Here is an 18887-nt window from a genome sequence, read left to right as displayed (position 1 = left end):
ATTATCATATTATGAAATTAAACAAATTACTACAGATTATTTTCGGATTCGTCCTGTTATTTTCGATTTCGTGTACTTCGGATTACGAAGAAGTTATTCCTGAAATCACTTATAACAACGGAATTTTTATCACTAATGAAGGTAATTTTGGAAAACCAAATGCTGAGGTAACTTTCGTTACAAAAGATCTTAGCCTGATGCAAAATGACATTTATAAAGCAAAAAACAACGAAAACTTAGGTGATGTACTTCAAACCATGGTTTTCAATGGGGATAAAGCATATCTTTTGTTGAATAATTCAAACAAAATTAAAGTTGTAGATCGTATAACTTTCAAAAAAACAGGAGAAATTACCACTCAATTGGATAATCCTCGTTATATGGCAGTTGCTAATGGAAATCTATATGTTTCTAACGATAAATACGGCGGAGCTAAATATGTAAACGTATATAAATTATCTGATAATTCTTTCGTAAAGAAAATTGATTTTGCATCAACAAGTACAGTTGAAAACGTTGTGGAAGCAGGTGGAAATATTTTTATACAGAATGCTTCTTATGGGTTTGGTAATACCATAACTAAAATCAATACCACAAGCAATACTATTGACGGAGCTGCAATCCCGGTTCCCAACGGAAACATCAATAAGACTGTTTCTTATAACAATAACGTTTACACGATTTCGGCAGGAACTACAGATTCTTACATTTATCAGATTTCTCCGGCAGGAGCTATTGTAAAAACAACTACTCTTACGGGAATTACAAACGGAAGAAACCTTCAGGTTGATGGCGGAAGATTTTATTTCAGCTCAAGCAATAAAATTTATTCAATGGATATGAACGCAACCACAGTTCCTTCTACACCTCTTATCACTGCAGTCGATGGTGGAGCAAACTTTACTGTTTACGGATTTTCTGTTTTAGATGGAAGGATTTTCGTATCTGATGTAAAAGGATTTACGCAGGCAAGTGAAATTACTGTATATACTACTGCAGGAGCAATCATTAGCAAATTCACAGCAGGAATAGGAGCTACATCAGTTTACAGAAACTATTAATCTCAGATTCTTTTTTAAAATAAAAAATGCGGTTTCTTTTGAAGCCGCATTTTTTTGTATTGTTATTTTTTAAGCTAAAGTTAAACCTAATTTTTCGGCTTCCGCAATCACAAAAGTCTTTGCCTCTTCATGATCATTTCCAATCTCGCCTTCCAGAATTGCTTCTTTTACTTTTTCCTTTAAAATACCGATTTCCCGTCCGGGTTGTAAATTAAACATCGTCATAATTTCTTCTCCAGAAATCGGTGGCTGGAAATTTCTTACCTGATCTTTTTCTTCAACCTCTTTTATTTTTACTGCAACATATTCAAAGTTTTTCTTGAATTTTTCCTGTTTTCTTGAATTTTTGGTCGTAATATCGGCTTTACAAAGTGTAAATAGATCTTCCATATCCTCTCCTGCATCAAATAATAATCTTCTCAATGCAGAATCTGAAGCATCATCGGTAATCAAAGCGATTGGACGAGACGAAAGTTTCACCATTTTCTGAACATATTTCATGTCTGCATTCAATGGTAATTTTAATTTTTGAAACAGCTTTTTCACCATTTTTGAACCTAAAAACTCGTGTCCATGGAAAGTCCAGCCAGTTCCTTCAACGAATTTTTTGGTGGGAGCTTTTCCGATGTCGTGAAGCAATGCAGACCAGCGAAGCCAGAGATTATCTGTGTTCTCAGAAATATTGTCAACAACTTCCAAAGTGTGGTAAAAATTATCTTTATGGGTTTGTCCTTCTACTTCTTCTACTCCTTTCAGATCGATCAATTCAGGAATAATTAATTTCATTAAACCCGTTTGTTCCATTAGTTTTAATCCAATTGAAGGTTTTTGGGAAAGCATGATTTTATTAAATTCAACCATAATTCTTTCCATCGAAACAATCTTTATTCTCTCAGCTTCCTGTTTAATGGCTTCCAATGAATTTTCTTCGATTGAAAAATTTAAAGTCGAGGCAAAACGAATTGCTCTCATCATTCTCAACGGATCATCAGAATAAGTTTGAGCAGGCTCTAACGGAGTTCTTAAAATCCCTTTTTCCAGATCATCAATTCCGTTAAAAGGATCAATTAATTCTCCAAAATTGTCTTTATTCAGAGAAACTGCCATTGCATTGATGGTAAAATCTCTCCTTTTTTGATCGTCTTCAATGGTTCCGCCCTCAACTTCCGGTTTACGGCTATTTTCGGTATAACTCTCTTTTCTTGCTCCTACGAATTCCAATTCCAGATCCTTATATTTGATCATTGCCGTTCCGTAGGTTTTGAAAACAGAAACTTTCATTTTCGGATCAATAGTTTTGGCAACATTTTGAGCCAGTTCTATTCCGTTTTGTTCAGTCACAAAATCAATATCCGTAGAAGCTTTTCTTTTCATTAATAAATCTCGCACAAAACCACCAACAATGTACACAGACTGATTGTTTCCGGAAGCAACTTCAGAAATAATTTTGAAAAGTTTTAGATTTCTATTTTGATTAAGATTAATGAACATTTTTTATAGATGTTAGATATTAGATTTTAGATATTAAATTCTCAAATAATGTTAATGAAAATCCATTTCTAATGTAAAACCATTAAGAAATCAGATTTAAGGTTAAAAAACTTAATTTCCGACTTCTTAATGGTTAGCTATTTTGCAAAGATAAATATTTACAAACAAATCGCTTTTTAAAGCAGCAAAGATTTTTTACACATCAGTTACATTAGTTTTAGTTAAATGACACCAATATTAGAGAAATCATTTTAAAAACTAAGATTTTCTCTTAAAAATGATCAGAAATCTGTGCAAATCTGCGTAATCTGTGGGAAATAAATTATTCTCTTAGAACCTTAATTCTATTGTCACTCCATATTTTAATCACTGATGAACCAGAATATTGCGAAACTTTTTCTCTGTCTTCTTCCACAGCAAAATCAACCAGATCAATGATTTCTTTCGAAATATCAGAAAACTTCAACGGACTTTTCTCCCCACTGAAATTGGCTGAAGTGGAGACCAAAGGTTTATTTAATTTGGTAATCAATTTTTTACAGAAATCATTTTTCACCAAACGAATTCCGATACTTCCGTCTTCCGCCAATAATTCTTTTGGCAAACCTTTTGGATTCTGATAAACCAATGTCACCGGTTTTTCGCTCAAATCCATAATTTCCCAAGCCATTTCCGGAACGTCGACTAAATCCTGCAATCTTTTTTCAGTTTCCACCAAAATAATCATGGATTTGTTTTTTTCACGCTTCTTGATGTCAAAAATTTTGTTGATCGCGTCGATATTTGTTGCGTCACAACCGATTCCCCAGATTGTATCAGTCGGGTAAAGGATTGTACCTCCGGATTTTAATATTTGTATGATGTTTTCCATATTTTATTTTTTATAAATATTGAGCAGAAAGTTGCAAATAAAATTGATATTAACCACAAAAAGTAACCTAATTCTAATTTAATTATTGGAGCTATTCTTCCACTTTTAGTAATTGTTATGTTTTCAAAAAACATAAATGCAACTGCCAAAAATGATGAAATAATGAGAGAAAGAACTGCATTGTGATTTCTTTTAATAATTAAAACAATTCCTAAAAAATAAAATGGATTTGCTAACCAAACAAAGCATTCCCAACGAACTCCATCAAAATATGTCCAACCTAACAAAAAAGCTAGATATGATGGATAATGTATCTCATCAAAATATTGATAAATAATACAATTTTGTGTGAGTGATATTAAAAAGATCAGCACACTAATTATAAGTACAATATTTATTTTTTTTGATATCACAGGTTCGGCAAATATCTCTCTTCAATCACATTTAAATGATGAATATTATGACCGACAATTAATTTGCATATGGTCTGAACAGAAATCTGGTTTCCGTTTGCAGTCCCGATATTATTTAAAACTGACGGATTTAAATTCTCTAATAAAACCTGCGAAGAATTTCTTACCAATTGATATTCTTCCACCAAAGATGCTACACTTCTTTCGTTAGCAAAAGAATTCGAAGCGTAACCTTCTTCATCAAATCCCGGAAGTTCATTTTTTTCGTTTCTTGCAAAAGCTAAAATTCTGTACTGAAAAACTCTTTCGGTATCTGATAAATGAAGAAGTACTTCTTTTAAAGTCCATTTTCCTTCTGCGTAGGCAAATTTAGACTGTTCTTCCGTCAAAAAACAATACAGGGAGACGGTTTTATCACCAACATTTTTCAATTCTTCCGACCAGTTTTCAGATGGAATTAAATCTAAATATCGTTGAATGTATTTTTGAAAATCAGTCATTTTTTTAGTTATAAGTTATTAATTATAAATTATGAGTTTTAGAAAATTGACGATTGATGATTGACAATTCACTACACTTCATTCGTCCATTCATAGAAATTCACTTCGTCGTATATTTCAAATCCGCAACTTGGGTATAATTTATTTCCTATTTCGTTGGATTTTCCTGTTTCAAGGAGGATTCCTGCTGCACTGGTAGATTTTGCCAAATCTTTTGATTCTTCAATCAATTCTTTTGAAAAGCCTTTTCCGCGGTGATTTTCATTAACAAATAAATCATTCAGCAACCAATATCGTTTCATTCTTGTAGAAGAAAACAATGGGTATAATTGAACGAAGCCAACCAATTTACCTTCATTTTCAGCAACAAAAATTTCAGAATCTTTATTTTCAATTCTTTCTTTTAAAAAGTTTGCTGCTGCAGACAAGTCAGAATCTTTATGATAGAAAATCCTATATTGGTCAAATAATTCAGTCAATTGACTTAAATCCTCCATTGTAGCTTTTCTTGTATTTTTCATTACCATTGGTTTAAAAATAAACATCCGCTTAAAAACGGATGCTTATGGTTTTTATTTTAAGAAAAAGCTTTCTCTAAATCTGCAATTAAATCTTCCGCATCTTCGATTCCAACGCTAAGACGAACCAAATCATCTGTAATTCCCAATTCTGCACGTTTTTCGGCAGGAATGGAAGCGTGTGTCATCAAAGCCGGATGATTTGCCAAAGATTCTACGCCTCCCAAAGATTCAGCTAAAGTAAACACTCTTACTTTTTCTAAAAATTTAATGGCATCTTCTTTTTTCCCTGATTTAAAAGTAAAAGAAACCATTCCTCCGAAGTCTTTCATCTGAGTTTTTGCCAATTCATATTGCGGATGAGATTCCAATCCCGGGTAAATTACCTGTGCAACTGCAGGATGAGATTCTAAATATTTTGCTACAGCCATTCCGTTTTCAGAATGTCTCTGGACTCTTAATGCTAAAGTTTTAATTCCTCTTAAAACCAAATAAGAATCGTGCGGACCTAAAATTCCACCACTTGCAAACTGGATGAAATGAAGTTTTTCTCCTAATTCTGCATCTTTTGCGATCAAAGCTCCTGCAATAACATCAGAATGACCTCCTAAATATTTTGTCGCTGAATGCATCACAATATCTGCTCCCATGTCGATTGGTCTCTGAAGATATGGCGTTGCAAAAGTATTATCTACTGCAACTAAAATATCTTTTCCTTTTGCAATTTCTACAACAGCTTTGATATCAACCAACTTCATCAATGGATTTGTTGGAGTTTCAACCCAGATTAATTTAGTTTTATCGGTAATAACATCTGCAATTGTAGAAACATCATCGAAATTCACGAAGGTAAATTTCAACTGATATTTTTCGAAAAGTCTGGTGAACATTCTGTAAGTTCCACCGTATAAATCATCCACAGCAATAACCTCATCGCCTGGATTTAATAATTTTAAAACACAGTCGATTGCCGCCAAACCAGAACCGAAAGCCAAGCCTCTCGCTCCGTTTTCGATGCTTGCCAAAGAATCTTCCAAAGCCTGTCTTGTAGGGTTTGCTGCTCTTGAATATTCGTATCCTGAATGCACTCCCGGGCTTTTTTGTGCGAAAGTAGATGTTAAAAAAACCGGAACGTTTACAGAACCTGTTGCAGATTCGTGGTGTTGTCCGCCGTGTATAACTTTTGTATTGAAATTCATAATATTTTTGCTTTTAGCTTATTGCTTTTGGCTATTAGCTTGTCGCTTGACCGCCAAAAGATTGATTATAATTTATTTAACCTTTGGCAAAAAGCCAATTGCCATTTGCCAAAAGCCAAACGCTTTCTACATTTTTATTGCTGATTTTACTGCAAATTCTTCTGCCATTTGCTCGATCCATTCGGCAACATCATCTTCACCAGTAGCTCTTTGGTAAGTATTTCCCATAGAAATAAGAATCTGGTGCATAAACATTTTCATTTGGTCAACCGGCATTTCTTTTGTCCAAAGATCAATTCTTAAAGCTTCTGAGGCTTTTTCGTCCCAAACGGAAATCATTACAGCTTTTGTCTCTTCTTTTTCTACTCCGCCATCTTCAGCATTCCATGTCATTTTTTCAGGAATGTGGTTTTCATCCAGCTCTACATCTATCGTTATCTGAGTCTTTCTCATTTTTCCTATTTTTCTAATATGTTTAATTGGTTACTGGGTTTTGGTTGTTAGTTGATGGTCGTGAATATCACATCTTTTTATTATCTATCAACTATCAAACAATTTCTATCAACCATTTTTATTCTTCTAATTTCGGTTTGTATCCAGCTTTATTAAAAATTTCTGTGGCATCCATTTTCAGGAAATCAGTTAATTTTGTTTCAGGATTTTTCTTTAGATATTCTTTACATATCTTCCATCCGACGTAAACTCCCACCATTGGTGAAGATTCATTATCAATTTCTGTGTAAAATTTCGAAAACGGGCCAGGATTAATGAAACGGTCTACCAAACGGTGATCATCACCAAAAATCAAATTATTTTCAACAAAATAATTATAAATGTTGGCTTCGTTGGCAACTGACCAATCGTATTGCTTTTTGTCATAATCCATTTTCAGATAATCAGGAGTTTCGGGAAGAAAAGCATCCTGAAGCAACATGATTTTTCCGTTGTACACCAGAAGATCGATGAATTTCTGGTGATCTGTTGAGAAAGGAGCAATCTTTTCAGCAAAAATTCTTGAAACTTTAGGAACAATATTATTCGGATTCATCGATTTTTGAAAATAAGTTTCCAAACCTTTATAATTCGCATTATTGGTTCCCATAAATCCGCTTACATCAATGAAAAGGAAATTGGTCTTATCATCATAAAAAATGGGATCCTGAATCATCTGAAATGTTGATGAAAACAAATACACTTTCGGGGTTTTAAATGCCGGAAAATAATATTTGATGTGTGAAAATAAATCCTGAAGCTCTTTCTGAAGTTTTGTTTGGTCGATTTTAGAAATTGCTTCTTTGTAAATCTTTACTTCATCAGAATTCACTCTGTTTTTAGCAAAATCTGCATCAGAAACAGTTCCCTGAAACCATGGAAATTTAGCTTTAAACTGCTCCATCGGAACGTTTATGTCATAAAATTCTTTTGAAATATCGGTCATCTCTACTTTTTCGGCAGGATTTTTTATTTCTATTTTCCAATTGGTTTGTTCCTCTTTTTTACAAGAGTTTAAACTTAAAACTAATAAACATGAAAGTGCTGCAATTCTAAAAATCTTCATTATTTTTACATGAAATTTAAGTTTACAAAAATAATGAATTAAACACAATTTAATGATGAAATGCAAAATAATTACTTCCCTTTTTATGATTTCAGCCATTTCTTTTTTCAGTTGTCAGAATCTTATTTTTAAAGATAAAAACTTAGAAAAGGCCGTTGTAGAAAACTTCGATTTAAATAAAGACGGAATCATTAATCAGTTTGAAGCTGAAAAAATAGAAAACCTTTTCGTTATGAAAAAAGGGATTACAATGACCAGTGACCTGGTGTATTTTAAAAATATTAAAATGGTTGTTCTTGATGAGAATTTAATCCCGGATATTTCTATCAAAAATCTACATCAACTCAATTTTTTTTCATGTTCCCACTGTGAAACCTCAACTTTCTCAGCAGAAAACCTTGAATTTTTAACGGCACTTTATCTTGACAATAACCAAATCACAGATATTTCGCTGAAATCTACACCGGCAATTGATCAATTAACATTATCTTTAAATAAATTAAAAGCAATCGATATCAGTTCTCTTATCCATTTAAGGAGATTAAATATTGAGCATAATCAGATTCAAAAACTTGATATTTCTAAAAATCTGAATTTGCAGAGCTTGAATTTAATCGGAAATCCGCTGAAAGAAACAGATATAAAAAAAGGAACAAAAAATGTTACCTTTTTCGGTTTCGAAAAAAAATAAATTTGAATGTCCGTTAATGGTAATAATTTAGTTTTAAAAGTTTGTTTGTCATTTCGGAGGAATCTAAACCGCTTAATTTCAGAATGTCTAGATTCCTCCGGAAATCAAAAATTCCACGAGGTCAATGACAAAAATGACTGCTGATTTTAAACTTTTGACTAAACGTACATTTATTAAAAATAAAACATGTATTTAGAAACAGTAAGACTTATTCTTAGAAAATTTGAAGAAGCAGATTTTGAACGTCTTTTTCTTCTCGATTCTAACTCTGAAGTCATGAAATATATAGGAATGCCTACTCTTTCAAAAGTTGAAGAATCGAAAGAAGTGGTGAAAATGATTATGAAGCAATATGAAGAGAATGGATTGGGAAGACTTGCTGTTATCGAAAAAGAGAGTGGACTTCTCATTGGCTGGAGCGGACTAAAACTAAATACTTCCGAAGTAAACGGTTATCAAAACTTCTATGAACTTGGATACCGATTTTTACCCGAAACATGGGGAAAAGGTTATGCTACAGAATCGGGAAAAGCGTCTTTGGAATATGGTTTTAATGAATTAAAGACCGAAATAATTTATGCTTATGCTCATTCTGAAAACCTTGTTTCTAACCATATTTTAATGAAACTTGGTTTTGAAAGTAAAGGTGAATTTACCGAGCCAGACGGAATCTGTTTATGGTACGAATTAAAAAAAGAAAATTTTAAAAAATAAGATATACAATGCAGACACAAAAAGTAATCGATCATATTGTAGGATGGCTGAAAGATTATGCCGAAAAATCAGGAGTAAAAGGTTACGTGATCGGAGTTTCTGGTGGTGTAGATTCCGGAGTGGTTTCTACTTTGGCAGCAATGACGGGTTTGAAAACTTTGTTGATTGAAATGCCGATCCGCCAAAAAGAAGATCAGGTAAACCGAGCATGGGAACATATGGATGATCTCAAATCTAAATTTCCGAATGTTGAAGCGATGTCGGTAAATCTTACGCCAGCTTTTGAAGAGCTGTACAAAACTTTCGACGTTCATGATGACGAATTTCCGAACGAAAAACTGGCTTTTGCCAATACAAGATCACGTTTGAGAATGTTGACATTATATTATTACGGACAAATCAATGGACTTTTGGTGTGCGGAACAGGAAATAAAGTGGAAGATTTCGGAATTGGTTTCTATACGAAATATGGCGATGGTGGTGTTGACCTCTCTCCTATTGCTGATCTTTACAAAACTGAGGTTTATGAATTGGCAAAAGCTTTAAATTTAGTTAAAAACATTCAGGAAGCTATTCCTACAGACGGACTTTGGGATGCAGAAAGAACCGATGAAATGCAGATTGGAGCAACATATCCTGAACTGGAAAAAATCCAGAAAGAATGGGGAACAAAAACGGAAGCCAATTACAGCGGAAGAGATTTGGAAGTATTCAAAATTTTCAGCAGAATGAATAAAGCAGCTCAACATAAAATCAACCCAATTCCGGTGTGTGATATTCCGGAAGAATGGAGAGATTAAAAATGAATCTTGCTTCACTGGTGAATTGTCAATTGTGAATTTTTGCAATTCGCATTTTATGGTTTAAAATTGACAATTCACTAACGAAGTTAAATTAACTATTGACTAAAAAATTATGAATCCAAAAATCCGTTCGCTTTTTTTTGCCTGTCTCGGACTTCTTTTCGGAATGTCGGTGATGTATATTTATAATAATTTCATCGCTGAGAAAAAACCTTATCCGAAGACAGAGAAAGTTTCAGAAGCGTCTATTAACCAACCTATTCAGCAGCCGATTGATGTTTTGACTAATGAAAATACGGTTATTAGTTATGTAAAACAAAACCATCAGCTTCCTGAATATTATCTCACCAAAAATGCAGCAAAAAACCAAGGCTGGAATCCTTCTCAGGGAAATCTATGTGAAGTTCTTCCAGGAAAAGCAATTGGCGGAGATTATTTTGGAAACCGTGAAGGAAAGCTTCCAAAAGACGAAAAGTATTTTGAAGCCGATGTTAATTATAATTGCGGAAACAGAAATGCTGACCGAATTATTTTCACTAAAAATGGTGAAGTATATTTAACAAAGGATCATTATAAGAGTTTTGAGAAGAAGTAAGATTATTGCATAAAAAAGAGCGACGATCCTTATATTGTTTCAGTGATATTCGTATTGAGATTCCTTTGTTCCTCGCAAAGACAGTAAAAAACTCCTACCTTTGCAAACATTAAAATAAACTATGAGCACAATATACATCGACTTTACAGACATCGGAGATTACGAAGATTTTTATACTCAGCTTAAAGAAAAGATAAAGCTTCCGGAACATTTTGGAGATAATTTGGATGCACTTTCTGATGTGATTTCAGGCGAACTGGAAATGCCGCTTCATATCGAGTTTGTGAATTTAAGCGTTGATCAGCTTGAAATTTTCGAAGATCTTTTACTTACTTTGGAAGATGCAGAAGAGGACGTTGAAGATTTTACTTTCACTTATTTTCTTGAGCAGTATCAAGATGAGGACGAAGAAATTGATGAGAGTATAAATGAATAAAAAAGTTCTCAATGATAAACCTTCAAGGTTTTTGAAACCTTGAAGGTTTGTTAAAAAGTTTATCTGCCAATCACTTCTGTAATCGGGTTTCCTACATTTCCGCTCGGAAACTGAATATGTAACAAAGCAGAAATCGTTGGCGCAATATCCGTCATAAAATACTGTTTGTTGCTTTCCCCATGTTTAATTCCCCATCCCATAAAAATTAAAGGAATGTGTGCATCGTAAGAATTCCAGACACTGTGTGTTGTACCGGTTTTAGAATACGGAGGAAGCATAGAATCGTGAGAAATTAATTGAATATCACCACTTCTCTGTCTGTTGATTCCATTAATAATTCTCTGTTTGATAGGCTCCGGAATACTCGCTTCCTGAACTGCCGTTGTAGAAACGGCATACAAATCTGAAGGATCATTTTCGAGTTCCTGAACAGCAAATTTCTTAATCAGTTCCAAATCCAGATTATTATCCGCAATTAATTTTCTGTCGAAATAAATCTGATAATTATCTACTCCGTTAATTAATTTATCAACTCCAAATTTTGCTTTCAATTTTTCAGTCAGGCTTTTTTCCATTCCTTCTCCGTAAAAACCTGTTGTTATCTTATGTTCCTGCAAAAACCCAACAGAATGAGCTCCACCATGATCTGCAGACACAAAAATTGTGTACTTGTTTTTCCCTACTTTTTCATCTAAATATTTGAAAAATTTCGCTAAATCCTGATCCAATCTTAAATAAACATCTTCCACTTCGATGGAATTTGGTCCAAATTTATGTCCCGCATAATCTGTGGAAGCCAAATTAATCGCCAAAATATCAGTAACATCATCTGCTCCTAAGTTTTCACCTTCTATAGAAGCTTCTGCCAATTTCAGCGTTAAAGTATTTCCGAAAGGAGTATATCGGATGTTGTCTTTTTTAGTTTTATAATCTTCAGCAAGATTTGAGTACGGGAAAGTAGGTGTTTTTGAACTTCCCAGAAGCCCTTCCCAAGGCGAATTGTCGGGCGAACTTTCTGTGTATTGACTGATGGGTAACAAAGTATTCCAGCCATTTGCCACTAACTGATCCGGAAGATTTCGTGCATTAAAATCTTTCATCCATTGTGGTAAATCGTTCATGTACCAAGTGCTTGTGATGAAGTTTCCCGAAGAATCATCAAACCAATAAGCACCATTCGGAGTATGACCTGCAGGAAGAATTGAAGCTCTGTCTTTTAAAGAAACTCCCACTACTTTTCCCTGGAAATTGGTTGCCAATCTCAACTCATCAGTAATTGTTGTAGACCAAAGGTTTTTTGGAGAATGACTCCCAACTTTTACATTGGTTGTTCCTACCGGTTTTACACTTTCGTCGGTGGTACAGTATACATTTTTGCCCGTTTCTTTATCTGTCCAGTCATTTCCGGCAATCCCGTGAATCGCAGGAACTGATCCTGTATAAATTGAAGTATGACCTAAAGCCGTAACTGTAGGAACGTACGGAATATGTATATTATTTAGAGAATATCCTTTGTTTAAAAGTCTTTTGAAACCGTCATTTCCGTATTTGCTGTAATAGCGGTACAAATAATCCCACCTCATCTGATCAATAACCAAACCTACAACCAATTTCGGTCTTTCCACCTGTGAATTTTTATTTTTCTGAGCGTTGATTGTAATCACAGACAGCATCGCAACTGCCGCAACTGAAATTTTCCTAAACATTGAATAACTTTTTAATGACCACAAATTTAAGGGTTTTGAAAGTTTGGTGTGTGAAATTTTAATTAATTATTTTGGATTGTAAAAATTCGTAAAATACAACCCTCTTTACCCGATCTAATATTTTAAGAAGTTTAGAATCTATACAATTGAGCTTCTTATGAATTTTAAAAAATTTATTTTATTCTTAGAACTGATTTCTTTAAATTTGAAACCGACCTAAATTAATTATCAATTATTTATTACCATGAAAAAAATTCTTCTTTTTATATCAGTTGTTCTTTTAAACTCAGTCGTTTTTGCTCAGAATAAGCAGTATTATGATTTCATTAAAACATGGAATTTTATAAAATATTATCATCCCGACGTTGCAGGCGGAAAAGTAGATGTAGACAGCTTGTTTTTAAATACTTTCAAAAATATCAGTTCAAAAGACGATTTCAATTCGGTCATCCGAAAATTATCTCAACATTTAAATAAAAACCTCACGACTCCAGCTCCGAAAGAAACTTCAAAAGATGTTTTAGCTAAAAACCAAAACTTCGACTGGTTTCAGAAGAACGGAAAAGTAAGCTCTGAGAATAAATCTCTGCTGAATACCATTTACAGGAATCGATATAATTTCGAGCTTTTAGACAAAGGAAAATCGGTAAGCGATGAAAAGGAATATTCATTTCCAAAAACAGAAAATCTTCCGCTTGAATACCGTTTTTTGGCTTTAGCAAAAATTCAGGGAGTTGTAGATTATCTTTTTCCACATAAATATCTGATGGATAAAGATTTTAATGCATTTTTTAAAACGATGTTGGAGGAAAACCTGAAATCAAACAACCGAAAAGATTTTGAAATTATCATGGCTAAACTCGTTGCCAAAATGGAAGACAGCCATGCTTTACCTTTTTACCGTCAACTGAATAATAAAAAAGAGATTTTTAACGCTTCTTACTTTGCACCTTTTGATTTTCAGATTGTAGACGATCATTTATTGGTTACAAAACTGATCTTCTCAGATGCTTGTGCAAAAGCCGGGATTAACATTGGTGACAAAATCACTTCTATCGGTGGAAAAAGTATTTCCCAAATGCTGAAGGAAAAGGGCGACCTGATATCTGTTTCAAATAAAGAAAAACTGAAACACACCCTTTCAAAATACGAAAACAACCTGATCTGGACTGATAATCTCCCAACAAAAACCTTAAAAATACAGTCTTTAAAAGATAACAAGAGCTCCTCTAAAACTGTTGATTTTATTGACATTACCAATAAAGAAAAATATGCGGTTTTGGAAAATTATCTCAAGGAGAAAATTCTGAAAGCACAGGGTAAAAAATTAAATCACAAAGACATTGCTTACTTTAAAATAGACGATACATACAAATTTATCAACACTACAGACAATGATAAAATGGATGCAAAAATGGACAGTATTTTAGCCGATGCTTCAATGAAAAAAACCATCGTTTTTGATATGAGAGATTATCCTGATTGGGGAGGCTTTGTTTTTCATTATGTATACAAGTATTTCTCACCAAAAGAGAATTACTTTAGCAAATATTATGCACCAAACTTGAAAAATATAGGTACATTCTTCTATAGAGAAGATTCCATGCATTATTTTCCTGAGATTAAAGATAAAAAAACACATTCTTACAACGGAAAAGTTTTCATTCTCGTGAATCCAGAAACCCGAAGCGCAAGTGAATGGTATTCTATGAGTTTGCAGAAAATTTTCCCGCAATCCGTAACGATTGGCCAACAAACTTCCGGTGGAGACGGAGATCTTGTAAAAGTAAAGCTTCCAGGCAATTATCTTCTGGAGTTCACCGGAAACGGAATTTTCTATCCCGATAATTCTCAGACCCAACAAATAGGAATCAGAATCAATGAACTTATAAAATACAGCGACAAAGATATTCTGGAGGATAAAGATTTGGAATTTGAGAGGGTTTTAAAGTCGATCAGGTAACTGCAATACATTGTAAGGCATGCTATTTAAAATAATTTTTGAAATTATTTACCCCTTTTAGCATCAATTTTGTTACTCCTGAAGAGCAGAATTACATTTCTCAATCTCTTGAAATATGAAGAATATTATTTTAACAAGTGCTTTAACTACACTCACTCTTTGGTCATGCAGTAAGAAAGATCAGGATCAAATTGAACAGAAAACCGAAAATATGCAGTCTGAAGAAAATTCTTCTGAAGCCATTTCTGATACGGGTTACAACATAAGTAAAATTCCTGTAACCGATAAATTTCACGGAACATTTCCTTATTTTCAGCTTCCCGAAGGGTACACTTTCACAGATCCCAATTCGTATCACGGAAATGGACAAACCAAAGATTTTGATAAAGAATATTTCTACGATCACGGTTCTTATACACCGATGGAAGGAAAAACTTTCAAAGCAGAAATAAGAATATCAGAAGAATTTAAAGATAAAAAATTCTCACCTTTGGAAATTCAGAAAAGCTTTGATGAACTGATTAAAAATGTAGGCGGTATAAAAATAAATGCAGGTGAGCCGTTAATAGACAACGAAGTAGAACGCATAAAAAAAAGAGAGCCGGAAGCTTACAATTTAGGCTACATGCATTCCTGCAACAACTGGAAAAATGTAAATACATACATCATCCGAACTTCCGAAAAAACCGTTTTTGTACAATATAATTTAGGAAAAGAGCAAACCAGCATTACCGTTTTAGAAGCGAAACCTTTCGAAAACAGAATGTCGTTAGTCGGAGAAAAATCTAATACAGATTCTTTAGAGACAAAGAAAAAATAGTTACAAATTATAATCCTCTGTAAAATCTACAGAGGTTTTTTTATGCACAATCATTACAAATTCCAGTCAAAATACAATTAACACGTTCCACAGAATAGCCTTTTTCCAGAGAAAAATGAACGGCAACAGGAAGACATTCTATCGTTTCACATTCTGTACATCTGAAATGAAAATGATGATCTGCCTGTTTTTTTTCTTCACATGTAATGCAGACTGCAAAATACTGTTTCCCATCTTCAGCAACAATGCGGTGGAGAATTCCGTCTTCACAAAATCTATTGAGAATGCGGTAAATCGTCGCTCTGTCGATATTGATGTTAACCTTTTTCATAACAGCTTCCTGACTCATCGCTTTTTCTGAATTTATTAAAACATTTAAAACGGCATCTTTCGTAGGTGTACTTCTTCTTATCATTCCATTAATGCGATTATGTTGCAATAATAAAAATTTATTCTAACTTTGCCAAACTTTTCAGAGGAGAATATTTTATTTAAACTTAAAATTAAGAATTATGAGCGCGGCACATTACGAAGTAATCATCATCGGCGGAAGTTATTCGGGGCTTTCTGCAGCAATGGCTTTAGGAAGATCATTAAGAAAGGTTTTAGTGATTGACAGCGGAAAACCTTGCAACGAGCAAACTCCACATTCTCATAATTTTCTCACTCAGGACGGAAAATCTCCTAAAGAAATCGTTTCTCTTGCTAAAAAACAGGTTGAAGAGTACGAAACCATTACTTTTTATCATGGAAAAGCAATTGACAGTAAAAAAGTCGAAAATGGTTTTGAAATAACAACGGCAAAAGGCGAAACACTGACTTCAAAAAAACTAATTTTAGCGACCGGAATTACAGATGAAATTCCCGAGATTAAAGGTTTTGAAGAATGTTGGGGAATTTCACTGATTCATTGCCCCTATTGTCATGGCTACGAATACAAAGGCAAAAAAACAGGAATTATTGCCAACGGAGATAAAGCGGTACACATTGCTTCTTTGGTCAAAAATCTTACTGATGATGTTACAGTAATCACAAAAGGAAAAGGCAAATTTACAGAAGAACAATTACAAAAATTGAAAAATAATAAAATTGAAATTATTGAAAGCGGAATTTCAGAGCTAAAACATCAAAACGGAATTGTTGAAAGCATTATTTTCTCAGACGGAGAAGAGGTAAAATTCGAAGCCGTTTATGGAGCATTCCCATTTAAACAACATTCGGAAATCCCAAAACAGCTTGGCTGTGAGTTTACAGAATTTGGTCATATCAAAGTCGATTTTATGCAAAAAACAAACATTCCGGGAGTTTTTGGCTGTGGTGATAATTCTTCAATGATGCGTTCGGTTTCAAATGCTGTAATGACTGGAAATGTTGCAGGAGCAATGGTAAATATGGAACTGGTGACGGATTGTTTTTAGATAATCAATTTTAAAATATTTTCAATCCTAAAATTACTTATCTTTAAGTTCAATATTCAAAAATATGATGAATAAAGATATTTGGGGAAAAATTGAGAAGTTCGACTTTGATCTTCCTCGAAGTGAATATGATTTTACACTGAGGCTAGCTGACGAAAATTATTGGAATCAAAATTTCACAAAACAGGCAATTTTAGAATACAAAAAATTCATGTATCTGGCTGCCGTTTCAGATAAGATGGTTTCGCCGTCAGAAATTGTAGATACGGTTTGGCATCAACATCTTATTTTTACTCAATCTTATTCAGATTTTTGTAAAATTCTGGGAAAGCAGATTCAGCATATTCCTTCTACACACAATAAAAAAGATTTTCAGAAATTTAAATTAGCAAAAGAGCGTACAAAAAAATTATACGAAACTCACTTCGGAAATCAGCCCGAAAATATTTGAAACCACTCAAATCCTTACGAAGGCCTGAATCTCAGAAAATCAAAATTCAAGCTCAGAACTGCTATAAATATAGGAATATTATCATTTATTATTTTCACAATTCCACTCTATTTTTGTTGAAACCAGTATATTTCAGCATAAAAAATCCTGATTTCATTCTCTTGTATTTAGGATTAATCATTATTTCAGTTGTATTTTTACAATGGTTTAATGGAAGAAAATTTCAGAAAACCATCAATTTATTTCACCAGGATTCTTTCGTTTTTGATCTTAATTCTTATGAACTGATTTATTTAAAAAACGGAAACATTTCATCAGCTATCAACGGAAGTATATGTGAACTTATCGACAATGGCTCAATTAAAATTAATGCAGACAAAACGATCAGTACTTGTGAATTAACTGTAATTCAATCAAGAGAACAACAACAAATTATGGATTTACTAAACCAACTTGGGAAAACATCTTATTCTAATTTTTTGGCTCAGCTTCTCTTAAAACCGGTATTTTTAAACATTGCTAAATCAATGAATTCATTAAAAAAATACGTTACCAGATCTAAAATTTTATCCAATTTATTTGTTTTGAATTTCATTGTTTTTCTGTCATTAATTATGTTTGGATTTCTTAGGATTGCAACAGGAATTTTACATGAAAAACCGATTTTTCAAATAAGTTTTATTGTTATTTTATTAACCTTTTTTATGATTGGATATCTATTTAGATTGACAAATTTATTCAATATAAAATTTCTTCCTGATGTCTACAAAAAAGTTATTTTAACAAAAAAGGAAATCAAAGATGATTGGCAATGGAACTATTTTCTGATGGGAACTGCAGTTCTTACAACTTCATTTATTCCGCTTACCCATCGTAATATATCGGATGGTTCAAGCAACACTTGCGGAACCTCATCGTCGTCCTCCTACTCTTCCTGTGGCGGAAGCTCTTGCAGCAGTTGTGGTGGTTGCGGAGGAGATTAATTTAAATTTTAAATATGAGAAACATAATTCTATTATACTCTTCAGTTATTTTATTGACTACTTTTTCCTGCAAATATGAAAACAAAGAAACTGCAAAACCGTTGGGAAGCACTCAGCAAACTTCGGAGTCTGAAACTATTAAAATACCTGTGGCAGAAAAGAAATTTAAGGACATTGACTGGCTGGAATTCAGCAATTTGGTTCCGATTGAAATTAAGGATGTAAAAAATAAAGATGTTTTCAAAAAATACGGAATTGAATTTACGGGAAATTGTTATGCATGTGATCTAGCCGAATTTAAATTTAACAAAAAGAATTTTGACCTTGTAAGTCTATGTGAGAAAAATGATTTTCACAGATACAAAGAATTCAAATATGAAAATTCAGAAAATAGTTTGAAGATAATCACTTCCGATGCTACTTTTATTTTCACTAAAGTTGAGAATGACCCGATTTACAAACTTTCCATCGAAGGCAAAAAACCTCAACTTAAAAACAAAAGGATTTCAGAATATTATGTACCACAACGTTTGATTGAAAAATTTGAAGAGCATGATTGTGGAGATTTTGGTGGATAATGTAGGAAGTAAATTCTTAAATAATGCCCATTCATGATCGAAGTTTTAGAGTTAAATTTAGACAAAAAAAGAATCCGCAACCTTTCGAGTGCGGATTCATTTATGTAAAATATTCTAA

General features: G+C 33.2%; 21 protein-coding genes. 12 read left to right on the top strand and 9 right to left on the bottom strand.

What is annotated here, in order from left to right:
- Positions 1 to 11: 11 nt before the first annotated feature.
- Positions 12 to 1061: a YncE family protein gene (locus ACOOWA_RS12225; RefSeq protein WP_421375551.1), complete on the top strand. Its 1050-nt coding sequence runs from the start codon at positions 12 to 14 to the stop codon at positions 1059 to 1061.
- 69 nt (positions 1062 to 1130) lie between these two features.
- Here ACOOWA_RS12225 and ACOOWA_RS12220 read toward each other — a convergent pair whose 3' ends face one another.
- From ACOOWA_RS12220 to ACOOWA_RS12190, 7 genes are all read right to left on the bottom strand, one after another.
- Positions 1131 to 2552 carry a CCA tRNA nucleotidyltransferase gene (locus ACOOWA_RS12220; RefSeq protein WP_421375550.1) on the bottom strand — a complete coding sequence of 474 codons (1422 nt, stop codon included), beginning with the start codon at positions 2550 to 2552 and terminating at the stop codon, positions 1131 to 1133.
- Positions 2553 to 2874: 322 nt separating this feature from the next.
- Complete coding sequence (locus ACOOWA_RS12215; protein ID WP_421375548.1) at positions 2875 to 3423, bottom strand: L-threonylcarbamoyladenylate synthase; 549 nt, start codon at positions 3421 to 3423, stop codon at positions 2875 to 2877.
- A gap of 409 nt (positions 3424 to 3832) precedes the next feature.
- Positions 3833 to 4336: a DinB family protein gene (locus tag ACOOWA_RS12210; protein WP_421375546.1), complete on the bottom strand. Its 504-nt coding sequence runs from the start codon at positions 4334 to 4336 to the stop codon at positions 3833 to 3835.
- Between the two features lie 71 nt (positions 4337 to 4407).
- Complete coding sequence (locus tag ACOOWA_RS12205) at positions 4408 to 4857, bottom strand: GNAT family N-acetyltransferase (protein ID WP_421375545.1); 450 nt, start codon at positions 4855 to 4857, stop codon at positions 4408 to 4410.
- A 56-nt stretch (positions 4858 to 4913) separates the two neighbouring features.
- Positions 4914 to 6053 (bottom strand): cystathionine gamma-synthase, encoded by a 1140-nt coding sequence (locus ACOOWA_RS12200; protein WP_421375543.1) that lies wholly within the window; start codon positions 6051 to 6053, stop codon positions 4914 to 4916.
- 126 nt (positions 6054 to 6179) lie between these two features.
- Entirely contained in the window at positions 6180 to 6506 is a 327-nt protein-coding gene (gene gldC / locus ACOOWA_RS12195; RefSeq protein WP_421375542.1) for a gliding motility protein GldC, read from the bottom strand.
- A 118-nt stretch (positions 6507 to 6624) separates the two neighbouring features.
- Complete coding sequence (locus ACOOWA_RS12190; protein WP_421375540.1) at positions 6625 to 7611, bottom strand: gliding motility protein GldB; 987 nt, start codon at positions 7609 to 7611, stop codon at positions 6625 to 6627.
- Positions 7612 to 7663: 52 nt separating this feature from the next.
- Between ACOOWA_RS12190 and ACOOWA_RS12185 the strand changes: the two genes are divergently transcribed.
- The 5 genes from ACOOWA_RS12185 (at position 7664) to ACOOWA_RS12165 (ending at position 10850) form a co-directional block, all read left to right on the top strand.
- Positions 7664 to 8302 (top strand): leucine-rich repeat domain-containing protein, encoded by a 639-nt coding sequence (locus tag ACOOWA_RS12185; RefSeq protein WP_421375539.1) that lies wholly within the window; start codon positions 7664 to 7666, stop codon positions 8300 to 8302.
- Between the two features lie 186 nt (positions 8303 to 8488).
- On the top strand, positions 8489 to 9016 hold the full coding sequence (locus ACOOWA_RS12180) for a GNAT family N-acetyltransferase (RefSeq protein ID WP_421375538.1): 528 nt from the start codon (positions 8489 to 8491) through the stop codon (positions 9014 to 9016).
- Positions 9017 to 9024: 8 nt separating this feature from the next.
- Entirely contained in the window at positions 9025 to 9816 is a 792-nt protein-coding gene (nadE, locus tag ACOOWA_RS12175; protein WP_421375537.1) for an NAD(+) synthase, read from the top strand.
- 115 nt (positions 9817 to 9931) lie between these two features.
- Entirely contained in the window at positions 9932 to 10414 is a 483-nt protein-coding gene (locus ACOOWA_RS12170; RefSeq protein WP_421375536.1) for a ribonuclease domain-containing protein, read from the top strand.
- 121 nt (positions 10415 to 10535) lie between these two features.
- Positions 10536 to 10850, top strand: coding sequence for a barstar family protein (locus ACOOWA_RS12165; RefSeq protein WP_421375535.1), 315 nt, complete (start codon positions 10536 to 10538; stop codon positions 10848 to 10850).
- A gap of 59 nt (positions 10851 to 10909) precedes the next feature.
- Here the strand turns inward: ACOOWA_RS12165 and pafA are convergent, their stop codons facing one another.
- The gene (gene pafA, locus ACOOWA_RS12160; protein ID WP_421375533.1) at positions 10910 to 12556 is read right to left on the bottom strand and encodes an alkaline phosphatase PafA; all 1647 of its coding nucleotides are present in this window, start codon (positions 12554 to 12556) and stop codon (positions 10910 to 10912) included.
- A gap of 244 nt (positions 12557 to 12800) precedes the next feature.
- Between pafA and ACOOWA_RS12155 the strand changes: the two genes are divergently transcribed.
- Entirely contained in the window at positions 12801 to 14519 is a 1719-nt protein-coding gene (locus ACOOWA_RS12155; RefSeq protein WP_421375532.1) for a S41 family peptidase, read from the top strand.
- Between the two features lie 115 nt (positions 14520 to 14634).
- On the top strand, positions 14635 to 15339 hold the full coding sequence (locus tag ACOOWA_RS12150) for a hypothetical protein (protein ID WP_421375530.1): 705 nt from the start codon (positions 14635 to 14637) through the stop codon (positions 15337 to 15339).
- 40 nt (positions 15340 to 15379) lie between these two features.
- Here ACOOWA_RS12150 and ACOOWA_RS12145 read toward each other — a convergent pair whose 3' ends face one another.
- Positions 15380 to 15754, bottom strand: coding sequence for a Fur family transcriptional regulator (locus ACOOWA_RS12145; RefSeq protein ID WP_421375528.1), 375 nt, complete (start codon positions 15752 to 15754; stop codon positions 15380 to 15382).
- Between the two features lie 97 nt (positions 15755 to 15851).
- Between ACOOWA_RS12145 and ACOOWA_RS12140 the strand changes: the two genes are divergently transcribed.
- From ACOOWA_RS12140 to ACOOWA_RS12125, 4 genes are all read left to right on the top strand, one after another.
- Positions 15852 to 16757, top strand: coding sequence for an NAD(P)/FAD-dependent oxidoreductase (locus ACOOWA_RS12140; RefSeq protein ID WP_421375527.1), 906 nt, complete (start codon positions 15852 to 15854; stop codon positions 16755 to 16757).
- A 64-nt stretch (positions 16758 to 16821) separates the two neighbouring features.
- Positions 16822 to 17208, top strand: coding sequence for a glycine-rich domain-containing protein (locus ACOOWA_RS12135; RefSeq protein ID WP_421375526.1), 387 nt, complete (start codon positions 16822 to 16824; stop codon positions 17206 to 17208).
- Between the two features lie 113 nt (positions 17209 to 17321).
- The gene (locus ACOOWA_RS12130) at positions 17322 to 18191 is read left to right on the top strand and encodes a hypothetical protein (protein WP_421375524.1); all 870 of its coding nucleotides are present in this window, start codon (positions 17322 to 17324) and stop codon (positions 18189 to 18191) included.
- A gap of 14 nt (positions 18192 to 18205) precedes the next feature.
- Positions 18206 to 18769, top strand: a complete 564-nt coding sequence (locus tag ACOOWA_RS12125; RefSeq protein WP_421375523.1) for a hypothetical protein — start codon at positions 18206 to 18208, stop codon at positions 18767 to 18769.
- Positions 18770 to 18887: the final 118 nt, after the last annotated feature.

Origin of the sequence: Chryseobacterium sp. GP-SGM7 (assembly GCF_049166575.1) — a bacterium.
In the GTDB taxonomy this organism is placed as follows: Bacteria; Bacteroidota; Bacteroidia; order Flavobacteriales; family Weeksellaceae; genus Chryseobacterium.
The sequence above is the reverse complement of the archived record's forward strand: the minus strand, read 5'-3'. Positions and strand labels throughout refer to the sequence as shown.